General features: G+C 38.3%; 12 protein-coding genes. 1 reads left to right on the top strand and 11 read right to left on the bottom strand.

Annotated elements, in window-relative coordinates; translation table 11 throughout:
- Positions 1-10 precede the first annotated feature (10 nt).
- The 6 genes from RM541_RS01175 to RM541_RS01150 all read right to left on the bottom strand — a co-directional run bounded on the left by RM541_RS01175 (position 11) and on the right by RM541_RS01150 (position 5,572).
- Positions 11-991 carry a YpdA family putative bacillithiol disulfide reductase gene (locus RM541_RS01175; protein WP_311498397.1) on the bottom strand — a complete coding sequence of 327 codons (981 nt, stop codon included), beginning with the start codon at positions 989-991 and terminating at the stop codon, positions 11-13.
- A complete protein-coding gene (rpe, locus tag RM541_RS01170) occupies positions 978-1,640 on the bottom strand; it encodes a ribulose-phosphate 3-epimerase (protein WP_311498396.1) in 663 nt (220 codons plus the stop codon). Before rpe ends, RM541_RS01175 begins: the two co-directional genes overlap by 14 nt.
- 45 nt (positions 1,641-1,685) lie before the next feature.
- The gene (locus RM541_RS01165) at positions 1,686-2,129 is read right to left on the bottom strand and encodes a BLUF domain-containing protein (protein WP_311498395.1); all 444 of its coding nucleotides are present in this window, start codon (positions 2,127-2,129) and stop codon (positions 1,686-1,688) included.
- 52 nt (positions 2,130-2,181) lie between these two features.
- On the bottom strand, positions 2,182-3,621 hold the full coding sequence (locus tag RM541_RS01160; RefSeq protein WP_311498394.1) for a phytoene desaturase family protein: 1,440 nt from the start codon (positions 3,619-3,621) through the stop codon (positions 2,182-2,184).
- A complete protein-coding gene (locus RM541_RS01155; RefSeq protein WP_311498393.1) occupies positions 3,621-4,490 on the bottom strand; it encodes an SDR family oxidoreductase in 870 nt (289 codons plus the stop codon). Before RM541_RS01155 ends, RM541_RS01160 begins: the two co-directional genes overlap by 1 nt.
- A 218-nt stretch (positions 4,491-4,708) precedes the next feature.
- Positions 4,709-5,572 carry a sigma-70 family RNA polymerase sigma factor gene (locus tag RM541_RS01150; RefSeq protein ID WP_011708302.1) on the bottom strand — a complete coding sequence of 288 codons (864 nt, stop codon included), beginning with the start codon at positions 5,570-5,572 and terminating at the stop codon, positions 4,709-4,711.
- Positions 5,573-5,859: 287 nt separating this feature from the next.
- On the opposite strand from RM541_RS01150, the gene RM541_RS01145 reads away from it, so the two are divergent.
- Complete coding sequence (locus RM541_RS01145; protein ID WP_311498392.1) at positions 5,860-6,339, top strand: hypothetical protein; 480 nt, start codon at positions 5,860-5,862, stop codon at positions 6,337-6,339.
- 477 nt (positions 6,340-6,816) lie between these two features.
- Here RM541_RS01145 and RM541_RS01140 read toward each other — a convergent pair whose 3' ends face one another.
- From RM541_RS01140 to fbaA, 5 genes are all read right to left on the bottom strand, one after another.
- Positions 6,817-7,380 carry a hypothetical protein gene (locus RM541_RS01140; protein WP_311498391.1) on the bottom strand — a complete coding sequence of 188 codons (564 nt, stop codon included), beginning with the start codon at positions 7,378-7,380 and terminating at the stop codon, positions 6,817-6,819.
- Between the two features lie 457 nt (positions 7,381-7,837).
- Entirely contained in the window at positions 7,838-10,075 is a 2,238-nt protein-coding gene (locus RM541_RS01135) for a polyribonucleotide nucleotidyltransferase (RefSeq protein ID WP_311498390.1), read from the bottom strand.
- A gap of 214 nt (positions 10,076-10,289) precedes the next feature.
- Positions 10,290-10,559: a 30S ribosomal protein S15 gene (gene rpsO, locus RM541_RS01130; RefSeq protein WP_311498389.1), complete on the bottom strand. Its 270-nt coding sequence runs from the start codon at positions 10,557-10,559 to the stop codon at positions 10,290-10,292.
- 125 nt (positions 10,560-10,684) lie between these two features.
- Positions 10,685-11,542, bottom strand: a complete 858-nt coding sequence (gene accD, locus RM541_RS01125) for an acetyl-CoA carboxylase, carboxyltransferase subunit beta (RefSeq protein ID WP_311498388.1) — start codon at positions 11,540-11,542, stop codon at positions 10,685-10,687.
- 107 nt (positions 11,543-11,649) lie between these two features.
- Positions 11,650-12,717, bottom strand: a complete 1,068-nt coding sequence (gene fbaA, locus RM541_RS01120; RefSeq protein ID WP_311498387.1) for a class II fructose-bisphosphate aldolase — start codon at positions 12,715-12,717, stop codon at positions 11,650-11,652.
- Positions 12,718-12,751: the final 34 nt, after the last annotated feature.

Below are 12,751 nucleotides of genomic sequence, written 5' to 3'. Positions count from 1 at the left end.
AAGGTGGTGCCTAACTTTTTGTAACAATATTTTCCAGGATCATTTTTGCATGAACCCTTGAGTTTTCAATAAACCATTTATGGGTTTCTATACCACCACAAACAACACCTGCAAGATAGATGTTTGAAACATTTGTTTCCATTGTATGTGGGTTGTAATTTGGAATTCGTTTACCATCATCAGATAACGCAATTCCCATATCCTGAAGAAATTTAAAGTTGGGACGATAACCTGTCATTAGTAGAACGAAGTCATTTTCGATAACTTCTGTTCCTTGTGGAGTTTCAATCACCACCTCATTCTCCCTTATTTCTGTAAGTTTTGCATTAAAATGTGCTTTAATACTGCCTTCATTTATGCGATTATCAATATCTGGCCTTACCCAATATTTAACCCGCCTTCCAATTTCAGGCTTTCTCACTATCATGGTGACCTCACCACCTTTTCTGTAAATTTCCAGCGCAGCATCTACAGCAGAGTTACTGGCTCCTACCACGACAGTTTTTCTTGTCGCGTAGTAGTGCGGATCCCCGTAGTAATGAAATACCTTTGGCAGATCCTCTCCCGGAATATTTATTTTATTCGGAATATCATAAAAACCAGTAGCTACAATGACATTCCGCGTTTGGTAAGCAGCTTTTTGAGTCTCAACAACGATTTTTTTATCCTCCTGTTTTTCTACGGAAGCCACCTTTTCAAAAAGATTGATGTTTAACTGGTTGGAAGTGGCGATCCTACGATAATATTCTAATGCTTCTGCTTTTCTTGGCTTGGGATTAGTACTTATAAACGGAATATTATCAAGTTCCAGCTTTTCTGAAGTAGAAAAGAAGGTCATGTTTGTAGGGTAGTAATAAAGAGAATTTACCAGGCAGCCTTTTTCAAGGATCACGTAGGAGAGGTTCTTTTTCTCGGCTTCCAGTCCACAGGCTATACCTATAGGGCCTGCTCCAATTATTACTACATCGTAAGGTTTATCAGGAATTTGCAAGTTTTCTTAAATTTTGAATGGTATCTAAAGGATGTTCTGCTTTAAAAACGAAACTTCCTGCTACCAGGATGTCAGCACCGGCTTTACAAAGTTCAGCAGCATTTTGGTCTGAAACACCTCCGTCAATTTCAATAAGCGTTTCAGCATTATTTTGGATAATCAGCTCCTTGAGCTGCCTGATTTTTTTATAGGTGTTTTCTATAAAGCTTTGTCCTCCAAATCCGGGATTTACACTCATTATAAGCACTAAGTCGATATCATTTATAATATCTTTCAGCAAATCGATATTAGTATGGGGATTAATTGCAACACCGGCTTTCATTCCTTCAGCTTTTATTACCTGTAGCGTTCTGTGCAGGTGAGTACAGGCCTCGAAATGCACCGTAAGAATATGTGCGCCAAGTCTCGCAAAATCTTTAATATACCTGTCGGGATCAACAATCATTAGGTGTACATCAAGAGTTTTTTTGGCATGCTTGTTAATGGCTTCCAATACAGGCATTCCGTAGGAAATATTCGGAACAAAAACCCCGTCCATAATATCGATATGAAACCAATCTGCCTCACTCGAATTTACCATTTCGATATCCCGCTGAAGGTTACCAAAATCTGCAGCAAGAAGGGAAGGGGCAATACGTTTCGTTGTCATAATTGTGCTGTTGTAAGGATGGACACAAAAATAACAAGATTATACTTATTTTATGCCTTCTGTGAACTTATTTAAAATGTACCTGACGGAGCCTTGAATAGAAGGGTTTAGAAGATCTATTTGAGAAAGATACGTGTCTATTTGAGCAGCGTTATAACTGTCATCCAGGGAAATAAAATCCACTTCGTAATCATCAAACTGAATATTTGGTACTTTTTTCTGAAAAATAGTGATGACATTATGATGGCGTTGGTCAGCTTTTATTCTGCTAAATAAAGATTTTAATAAATTTTCCTCGCCCTCCAGGACCTGGAAAAAGTTTCCTTGAGAATATAAAAGAATCCCAGTTATATTATTATCGTTGTTCCAATTTTTACTGAAATCTAAAGCTTTCTGAATTTCTGTTTCTGAAAGCTCTGGATTAACAGTGCTTACATAGCTAATGGCATAGCGCATATGGGTTGTTAATTTGGTTAGACTTGATGCCAAAAATACCGAAAAATTAAGAACTGTTTATACCTTAATTTTGCCTTGATCGAGTTTATTTCTGCTTCAATTCATTAAAATGATCTGAAATCACCTTTTTTGCAGCATTAAATCCGCTCATCCCATGTACGCCACCACCCGGTGGAGTTGAAGAAGAGCAGATATAAATACTGGAATTAGGAGTCGAATAAGGAGATATTTTTGCTATTGGCCGGGTAAAGAGCTGAGTGATATCTTGTTTTCCGCCATTGATATCCCCACCTATGATGTTGGGATTAAACACTTCCAGTTGATGAGTATTCATTGTAGATTTAGCAAGGATGCAATCTTTAAATCCGGGAGCGGCTCTTTCTATTTGGTCTTCTATTTGTTTTGTAAAATCTTTGGTGCTTCCATTTTCGACATGACAGTAGGCCCAGGCAGTGTGTTTGCCATCTGGGGCGCGGGTATTATCAAAAACTGAATGTTGTGCGATTAATACATAAGGAGTATCACTCGCGCGATTGTTATGAACGGAATCTTCAGATTCTTCCATTTCCTTTTTTGTAAAACCGAGATGTATTGTACCTGCTTTTCGGCATTTTTCGCTCGTAAAAGGAATAGGTTCGCTTAAAGCCCAGTCGATTTTAAAAACTCCTGCGCCATAGTTATAATTCCCCATCCTTTTACGGTATAGCGAAGGGAATTCGGTTCCTTTTATTTTTAGGAGTTGTTCCGGGGTAACATCAAAAAGATATGCTTTTGCTTTAGGAAGTTCGTTTACATCCTCCACCTTTTTATTCAGAAAAATTTTACCTCCCATAGATTTATAGTAGGAGAGGAGTGCTTCAACAAATTTTCCTGCGCCACCCTTAGGGAAAGGCCATCCAAATTTGTGTGCCATTGTAGTGAGCACAAGTCCGAAAGAGGCCGAAGCAATTGTGTTTAGCGGTAAAGTGGAATGAGCCGCAGAGCCATAGAAAAAGACTTTGCTTTTATCTTCTTTAAAATAATGGTTAGCTAACATTTTTGCAGATGGCAGTGCTTTTAATCCAAATTTCACCAATTCAACAGGGTGATCTGGAAATGACAATGGTCCCAGGAGGTTGTTTTCTATTTGAGTCCATTTCTCTACAATGGGCTTAAAAAGTTTTTTATAGGAGTTCTCATCCTTATACAGCTGCGCAGCTGTCCTGTCAATATCCTGAAAACAAGCGAGGGCAGTACCATCATCAAATGGATGAGCATAAGGAATATCGGGATAAATCCATTCCAACCCATGTTCGTCAAGGGGTAGAGTTCTAAAAAAAGGAGACGCAACGCCCATCGGCAAAATTGCAGAGCCAATATCGTGCTTAAAGCCCGGCAGTGTAACTTCTTCCGTTCGGGTGGAACCACCAGGGGAAGAAGCCTGCTCAAAAATGGCTGTTTTCAGCCCCTTTTGTTGAAGATGAATAGCCGCAGCCAATCCATTGGAACCACTTCCTATTATAATCGCGTCATACTTTTGTGACATTAAGGTAATTGATTTTTGTCTAAATTAGCTAAGTATTCTTTAAAGGTGATATTACCGTTTTTTTCGCCGATCATATCATTGGTAGTGACAAACTTAAAATAGTCCAGTTTCTCATGAATGTCTTCAAAGAAATTGGGAAGTTTCAAGCCGATTTCTGCGATAACTTCAGGGACTTTTACAATTTTTCCGCCTATAGTTTCCTGGATCATTTCTGCCATTTCCAGGCGGGTATGGATTTCTGGTCCTCCTACTTCCGTTACTTCCGGCCCTTCATCCACATACCGGCAAACCACCTTGGCGAGGTCTGCATGATGGATACTATTGGTTTTGGCGCTTCCATCTCCAATTAGTGGAATAACTTTTCTCTTTGCCATTATCACAAGGTCATGCAGTCCGGAGAAAAATCCCACAGGTCTTATAATAGTAGAATTAATGTCTGTGGCACGCAGCGCCTGTTCAAATAATTTATGAGCACGGGCTACGGTGTAATCTTCCTCTACATCAGCACCTTTAATAGAGGTATAAACAAATCTTTTTACACCATGTTTTTCTGCGTCCCGTAAGATGTTTTGGTTGGATTGATAGTCAATTTTGTAAAAAGACTTTTCATTGGGAGTAAAGAGGCTTATGCTGTTTCCTAATGCCGAAATCACCGTGTCCACACCTTCTGTGATGTTCGCTATTGCGTCACCACCTTTACTGGCGTCGGCTTTCCAAATGTCGTTGGTGTACGGAATAAGTTTTTCTTTTCCCTCATCCGAACTTGTGAGTGCCCGAATAGGTCGCCCCTGTGCATTCAGCACTTTTACTATCTCCAGTCCCAAAGACCCAGATGCTCCTGCGACTAAAACTTTTTGCTGCTTTTCCATACTTTTTTAAAGATAAATTACGCAGAATAGGAATACTGTAAAGAAGGATTAACAAAAGTTTAGTTTCTAAAAGAAGCAGTAGAACCATGAGTTCCAGGTACACATTAAGCATAAAAAACCCCGGTCATCACTCCGGGGTCATTCATCAATCAAAAAACGAACAGTTATTTCTGCCACGGTCATCACTCCGCAGCTAAACTGTTGTCATCTTAAATATCTTATCCTAAGTAAGTCTTTAGAATCTTACTCCTGGAAGTGTGTTTCAATCTTCTAATTGCTTTTTCTTTAATCTGTCTAACTCTCTCACGTGTTAAATCAAAAGTCTCGCCAATTTCTTCAAGCGTCATAGGATGTTGGTCTCCCAATCCAAAATAAAGACGAATCACATCAGCCTCACGCGGAGTCAATGTTTCCAAAGCACGCTCAATTTCAGTTCTAAGTGACTCATGCAGCAACTCTTTGTCTGGGTTTGGTGACTCACCACTCCGAAGTACATCGTACAGGTTGGAATCTTCCCCTTCAACCAAAGGCGCGTCCATAGATACATGACGTCCGGAATTTTTCATAGATTCCTTAACATCATTAATCGTCATGTCCAGTTCTTTGGCGATCTCTTCAGCACTCGGTGGGCGCTCATGAGATTGTTCAAGAAAAGCAAAAGTTTTGTTGATCTTGTTAATAGAACCAATTTTGTTTAGCGGCAAACGCACAATACGCGACTGCTCGGCCAATGCTTGTAAAATAGACTGGCGAATCCACCATACAGCATAGGAAATAAACTTAAAACCACGCGTTTCATCAAAACGTTTCGCAGCTTTTATAAGCCCTAAATTTCCTTCATTAATTAAATCGGGAAGTGTTAATCCCTGGTTTTGATACTGTTTTGCAACCGAAACCACAAAACGTAAATTCGCTTTAGTCAATTTTTCCAAAGCACGGTCATCACCCGCTTTAATTCGCTGAGCCAATTCTACCTCTTCGTCGGCAGTAATTAAATCAACCTTACCAATTTCTTGCAAATACTTATCCAGCGAAGCAGTTTCACGGTTAGTAACCTGCTTCGTAATCTTAAGTTGTCTCATCTATCTTCTCCTTGGATTTATAATGTGAATAGCTCTTGTATTAGTTTATACGTAAAGAGTAGTCGAAATGTTACAAAAAACCTTAAAAACTTTTTTGTGGACGTTGCCCTTCGGGCCGGGCTTTCCGCTACAAGTCCTCGCTCCTTCCAGTCGCTGTGGGCTTTCCGCTGCAATCCCTAACGCAAAAATTTCTGCAAAAAATAATGTTTAATTTACATTTATTAAAAGGTTGCAGATATTTACACGCAACCATTTCAGTATTTCAGCATCTAAAAGAAAACAACATCATGAAAAAAAATATCAGTTTAATGATATTTGGAATATTACTTATAAGTTGTTCAAATGAGGATGATGAAGGAATAGACTGCCCACTTCAATTTGATATGGCGTTTCCTGCTTTATATATCAAGTTGATAGATTCCAATGGTAACAATTTAATTGAAAATGGAATGATTGATCCAAGTGAGATAGTTATCCAACAGGGAGAAGGTTTTAGGTTCAATCCAGCAAATGAAGATATAAATCCCACTTCAGAAATTAGAGAATTCGATAATACAATTCAATTATATATTCAAGAGGAATTAGCTGAATATGTTATCCAGTTGAACGAAAACGAAACTATTGCATTAAAATTTACTGCAGAATACACAGAAATTCCTTGTGGTGGAAATTATTATATTCCTACTGGTGTTGCTTATAATAATCAAACAATAGAACTTAGGGAGTTTTATTATTTATTTTATTTAGTAGAAGTTGAACTTCAGTAATACTCAGTATATGCAGCTTTTACCCCTCCGGCCTACGGCCACCTCCCCTTGAAAAGAGGGGAGGAACTATCCCTCCTGACATTCATGTCAATAATTGCCATTTTAGAAGCCTCATTCAAGATTTAAAATTGAGCTTTTATCAAATTCTTCCCGGGGTTGTAACACCAGTTCATATTCTTAACTCATGCAGGTCGAAAATTGGCATTTTGGAGCATCGTTTTAAATCGTTTGTTGTTTATTGTTTGTTGTTAAGTCGTGCAATTTAATTGTGATTTGTGAGTTTTGGAAAATTCAAAATATCTCAAAGTAGGACGATAATTGCCATTTTAACACAACCACTCAGAACAAAAAATTTAAAATAGTTCAAGTTCAAATTTTCATCTTGCTTCTTGACTCTTGCAGCGCCGCGCTCTTTAATCCTCTTTCAGGACGATAATTGCCATTTTTCAGTCTTCATTTACTCAATAATTCAAAACATTAGAATCTGTAACCAATTCTTAAATGCAGGTTGACAGCAGCTTCTCCTTCATTTTCTCTATAACCGGCACTTTTAGCAAATGAATATCTATATCCAAGCCCGAAACCGGCTTCATAGGTGAAATGCCGTCCTAAATTTCGTTTTATGCCCCAGGTTGGAACGATGGAAACCTGATTAATAATATTTATATGGTCATAATTAGAAATTACAAACCAATCAGTATTATAACTTGTTTTTAATGATACAAAATTTCCGCTGTTTCCGGCAATATTTCGCGATTTTGAAATTCGTTTGTCTAGATTATAATACCATCTTGGTTCTAAGGTAATTACAGGTGCCATTAAAAAACCAATATCTTCATAAAACATTCCGCCAAAAATACCGCTATCGAATCCAATCTCGCTTCGTAAAGCTATCTGATTTGACAATTTGGCTTCATTATGTACCCAAATTCCCAATACTCCGGTTTGGATTCCATAAGTAGATTCTTCTACACTTGCATTTTGTGATTTGGCGATAAAGGCCAGTCCGCAAAGGGTTAAGGTCAAGAGAAACTTTTTCATTAAGCTTAATTTTTTCATCAAATGATATGTAATGTCTTTTATTTGTTGCACAAGCTAATATATTTCAATTCCGAAGCCAAAGCCGACACCATTAAAAGTGCATAGATTTACTGGTTCTTTAAACTCAGAGAATGCTTTATATAGCCTTTGATGAGTATAGATTCCTTTTAAAAATAAAGAGAAATGGTTGAAAATGGGAATGTAATATCCAATATCGCCCCTTAAGTAAAATCCATTTCTATCTAAATTTCCCAAATGTTTCCCGATTCTACCAGAGAAAGAAGCAAATCCTTTCTTAGGATTTCCAGGAGGAAATGGAGCTACTTCCAGATAAAATCAGGTAAAATATGAAGTTAAAACCTTTATTATTTACTGCTTTGTTTAGAAATGCAGTTTAGCAAAAAAAAATGCCCCTGAATTTCTTCAGGGGCATTTATTCTATATAATTCAGAAAGAATTAATCGTCTTTTCTACGATCTCTTCCTCTGCTGCGGTCATCACGTCCACGGTTGTCACGAGAACCTCTGTTGTCACGACCTCTGTCGTTACGGTCATTATCTCTTGGAGGTCTTGCCTGGTATCCTTCAGGTTTGTTAAGTAAAGCTTTACGCGATACTTTTTCCTTACGGGTCTTAGGATCAACTCCAAAATATTTAACGTCTATAACATCACCAAGGTTTACAACATCAGTAACATTGTCTGTACGATCCCACGCCAATTCAGAAATATGTAGTAATACTTCGTTACCCGGAGCATCAACATATTCTACAACTGCACCAAAATCAAGGATTTTAATCACTTTTACTTCGTAAACGCTTCCTTTTTCTGGTTTAAATAGAATAGAATCTATTTTTGCAAGAACTTTATCTATTCCTTCCTGGTTAGTTCCCAGAATTTCAACAACTCCCTGTTCGTCTACTTCGTTAATTACTATCTCAGTTCCTGTAGATTTCTGAAGTTCCTGAATAACTTTTCCTCCAGGCCCAATAAGTGCTCCAATAAATTCACCAGGTATAGTTCTGGTAATAATTTTTGGGGCGTGAGCTTTAACACTCTTGCTTGGTTCAGAAATGCTTTCTGCAAGTTTATCAAGAATATGTAATCTTCCGGCTCTTGCCTGTTTTAGTGCATTAACAAGGATTTCATAAGAAAGTCCTTTTACTTTAATGTCCATCTGGCAGGCGGTAATTCCATCTTCGGTACCGGTTACTTTAAAGTCCATATCACCTAAAGCATCCTCATCTCCTAAAATATCAGAAAGTACGGCGTAGTCATCTCCCTGGGAAATTAATCCCATTGCGATTCCTGAAACCGGCTTTTTAAGATTAATTCCGGCGTCCATAAGTGCCATTGTTCCGGCACATACCGTTGCCATAGAAGAAGAACCGTTAGATTCTAAAACTTCAGAAACTACTCTCACTGTATAAGGGCAATCTGCAGGGATCATGTTTTTAAGTGCACGTTGTGCCAGGTTACCGTGTCCTATTTCCCTTCTTGAAGTTCCTCTTAAAGGGTAAGCTTCTCCAGTGGAAAAAGGAGGGAAGTTATAATGCAGGTAAAAAGTTTCTTCGCCCTGGTGTGTTGGAAGATCTACCTGGTTAGCTTCTCTTGAAGTTCCCAAAGTTACCGTTGCCAGCGCCTGAGTTTCTCCCCTTGTGAAAATCGCCGAACCGTGCGTGGAAGGTAGATAATCTACTTCTGTCCAGATAGGACGAATTTCGTCAGTTTTTCTACCGTCTAAACGAATTCCTTCTTTCAGGGTTAAATCCCGGATAGCGGCTTTATGAGTCGCTTTGTAATATTTAGAGATAAGAGCTCCGTTTTCTTCCTGTTCTTCTTCAGAAAATAGTGCTTTTACTTCTTCTTTTATTTCTGAAAATGCAGCGCTACGGTCGTGTTTAGCCTTAGCTTCTTTGGCAGTATCATAAATTTTCTGATACGCAGCTTCGTGTACTTTCTGCTGAATACTTTCATCTTCTCTTGCAGTTTCGTATTCACGTGTTGCTTTCTTTCCGAAAGCTTCTGCCAGTTTCACCTGGGCCTCAACTTGTTTTTTGATAGCTTCGTGGGCAAATTTAATGGCTTCTGCCATTTCTTCTTCGCTGCACTCCTTCATTTCACCTTCTACCATCATTACAGAATCTGCAGAAGCACCAACGATCATGTCGATATCTGATTCTGCCAATTGTGATCGGCTCGGGTTAATAACAAATTCACCATTAATACGGGCAACTCTTGCTTCAGAAATAGGAGCCTCAAAAGGAATATCAGACAACTGAATAGCGGCAGATGCTGCCAAACCAGCCAACGCATCTGGCATAACTTCTTCATCATGAGACATTAGCTGAATCATTACCTGAGTCTCAAACTTATAATCTGAAGGGAATAAAGGTCTTAGAACCCTGTCTACCAATCTCATTACCAGAATTTCTTCTGTACTTGGTCGTGCTTCTCTTTTAAAGAAACCACCGGGATAACGTCCTGCGGCTGCAAATTTTTCACGATAATCTAATGTTAACGGGAAAAAATCCATAGTTGTTGGTGTGTGGGAAGATACTACAGTACAAAGAAGTACTGCATTTCCCATTCTTAGCTCAACCGACCCATGAGCCTGTTTTGCTAATTTTCCGGTTTCGAGGGAGATAGTTCTACCGTCTCCTAAATCGATAACCTCTTTAAATGTTTGTGGAATCATAATGTGTTTGAATTCTTAACCGGAACTGTTCCGGAATTATTTGTTAAACAATGGTCTCCGCCTTTGCCGGACGGCCGGTGTGTGTTGTTGTGTGTGAAGTAAGGTAGACCAATGAAAAACTACCTCTTGACGATGCTCGAGGTAACAATTTTTAATCTAAAAGCTAATTTACTTTTAAATATATAAAAAAGGGGGCATAAAGCCCCCTTGAAATTTATTTTCTTAATCCTAATTCTTTAATGATGGCTCGATATCTCATGATATCCTTCTTCATTAAGTAATCCAGTAAACTTCTTCTTTTACCAACCAGCATAACAAGTGAGCGTTCTGAATTGTAATCTTTACGATTTTTCTTCAGGTGCTCAGAAAGGTGAGCAATTCTGTAAGTGAACAATGCAATCTGACCTTCTGCAGAACCCGTATCATTTTTACTTTGACCGTGTTTTTCGAAGATTTCTTCTTTTTTCTCTTTGCTTAAATACATTCCAATATTAATTTTAATGATTTTTATGTATTGGCAGTTTTTCTACCAGGCGGCAAATATACTATTATTAAATTATAATTATGCTACTAGTTAATAATAAAAACTTAGCAGTAAAAATTATGGAACTATGCCCTTACCGGCTGATTACTGATTAAATCCAGATACAAATTTACCTGATTCTTAAGTTCAGAGCGTTTTACTATAAAGTCAAGGAAGCCATGTTCTTTTAAAAACTCTGCAGTTTGGAAGTCTTTTGGAAGGTCCTTTCCTGTAGTATCTTTTACCACTCTTGGTCCTGCAAAGCCAATTAATGCTCCGGGTTCAGAAATATTTATATCCCCTAACATGGCAAAGGATGCGGTCGTTCCACCTGTGGTAGGGTCTGTGGCTAGTGAAATATACGGGATTTTGGCATCTGCAAGTTGAGCCAGTCTTACAGAAGTCTTGGCCATTTGCATTAAGGATAGTGCAGCTTCCATCATCCTGGCTCCTCCAGATTTTGAAATCATCATAAAAGGAACTCTGTTTTTTAAAGAGTATTCTGCAGCACGGGCAATTTTCTCCCCAACCACAGATCCCATAGAACCCCCAATAAATTGAAAATCCATACAGGCAATCACCAGGTCTTTACCTTTTGATTTTCCAACAGCAGTTCGAACAGCGTCTTTAAGTCCTGTTTTATCCTGGGCAGCTTTTAATCTCTCGGTATATTTCTTAGTGTCTGTAAATTCTAAAGGATCCTTGGAAGTAATATTCTTATCAAGTTCCTCAAATTCATTATCATCAAAAAGAATCTTAAAATACTCGTTGCTTCCAATTCTTACATGGTAACCATCCTCTGGACTTACATAAAAATTGCTTTCCAGTTGTTCTGCATCTACAATCTTTCCTGTTGGGGATTTGTACCATAAACCTTTAGGTACATCTTTCTTCTCTTCTGTAGGGGTTTGAATCCCTTTTTGCGTTCTTTTAAACCAGGCCATAGCAATTAATTTTTATTTCTCCGGAACTACAAATTTTTACCGGAAAAAATTAATCAAAAAAATAGCTGAAGCAATCTTATCACTCCAGCTATTCTATGAAAATTCAGTTATAAAGTATTTACGTTGTTTAGATCTTCAAAGGCTTTTTTAAGTCGGGCCTTAAAAGTAACTTCACCTTCACGAACCCATTTTCTTGGATCGTAATGTTTTTTATTTGGTACATCAGATCCTTCAGGATTACCAATTTGTGCAGAGAGATAATCTTTTTTGCTGCTCATGTAATCGCGAATTCCTTCCAGATAAGCGTATTGAAGGTCGGTGTCAATATTCATTTTGATAACACCGTATCCAATTCCTTCACGAATTTCTTCAACAGTAGAACCACTCCCGCCATGGAAAACAAAATCAATATGATTTTCTTTTAGTCCGTATTTTTTTGATACAAATTCCTGGGAGTTCTTAAGAATGATTGGTGTAAGTTTTACGTTTCCTGGCTTATAAACTCCATGTACGTTCCCAAAAGCGGCAGCAATGGTGAATTGCTCGCTTACTTTACTCAGCTCTTCATAAGCATATGCCACTTCTTCTGGCTGTGTATATAATTTTGAAGAATCGATATCTGTGTTGTCCACGCCATCTTCTTCACCTCCGGTAACTCCAAGTTCAATTTCCAGTGTCATCCCCATCTTGCTCATTCTTTCAAGATACTTTTTGCAAAGTTCGATGTTTTCTTCAATAGGCTCTTCAGAAAGATCGATCATGTGAGAGCTGTACAGTGGTTTTCCGAATTGTTCGAAATGCTTTTCACTGGCATCCAATAATCCGTCGATCCATGGAAGAAGTTTTTTAGCACAGTGATCTGTATGGAGGATTACCGTTGCACCGTAAGCTTCTGCTAAAGCATGTATGTGTTGTGCGCCTGCAACGCCACCGGCAATTGCAGCTTTCTCATTTTCATTAGAGAGACCTTTACCTGCGTTAAATTGTGCCCCACCATTAGAGAATTGAATGATAACGGGAGAATTTAACTCTGCCGCTGTTTCCATTACAGCATTGGCGCTACTGGAACCAATCACGTTCACAGCAGGAAGAGCGAAACCCTTTTCCTTTGCATATTTAAAGATTTCCTGTACTTCTTTTCCTGTGGCTACGCCGGGTTTAATGTTATGACTCATATTTTTAGTTAATTAGGCTTACAAAAATAAGAAA

Source organism: Autumnicola psychrophila (assembly GCF_031846645.1).
Taxonomy (GTDB): Bacteria; Bacteroidota; Bacteroidia; order Flavobacteriales; family Flavobacteriaceae; genus Autumnicola; species Autumnicola psychrophila.
This window is presented reverse-complemented; position numbering and strand designations above follow the sequence as displayed.

Coding starts and splice junctions, on each gene's coding strand:
- rpe (WP_311498396.1), bottom strand. CDS start 1,640: ATGACAACGAAACGTATTGCCCCTTCCCTTCTTGCTGCAGATTTTGGT.
- RM541_RS01160 (WP_311498394.1), bottom strand. CDS start 3,621: ATGTCACAAAAGTATGACGCGATTATAATAGGAAGTGGTTCCAATGGA.
- RM541_RS01155 (WP_311498393.1), bottom strand. CDS start 4,490: ATGGAAAAGCAGCAAAAAGTTTTAGTCGCAGGAGCATCTGGGTCTTTG.
- RM541_RS01150 (WP_011708302.1), bottom strand. CDS start 5,572: ATGAGACAACTTAAGATTACGAAGCAGGTTACTAACCGTGAAACTGCT.
- RM541_RS01145 (WP_311498392.1), top strand. CDS start 5,860: ATGAAAAAAAATATCAGTTTAATGATATTTGGAATATTACTTATAAGT.
- RM541_RS01140 (WP_311498391.1), bottom strand. CDS start 7,380: ATGAAAAAGTTTCTCTTGACCTTAACCCTTTGCGGACTGGCCTTTATC.
- RM541_RS01135 (WP_311498390.1), bottom strand. CDS start 10,075: ATGATTCCACAAACATTTAAAGAGGTTATCGATTTAGGAGACGGTAGA.
- rpsO (WP_311498389.1), bottom strand. CDS start 10,559: ATGTATTTAAGCAAAGAGAAAAAAGAAGAAATCTTCGAAAAACACGGT.
- accD (WP_311498388.1), bottom strand. CDS start 11,542: ATGGCCTGGTTTAAAAGAACGCAAAAAGGGATTCAAACCCCTACAGAA.
- fbaA (WP_311498387.1), bottom strand. CDS start 12,717: ATGAGTCATAACATTAAACCCGGCGTAGCCACAGGAAAAGAAGTACAG.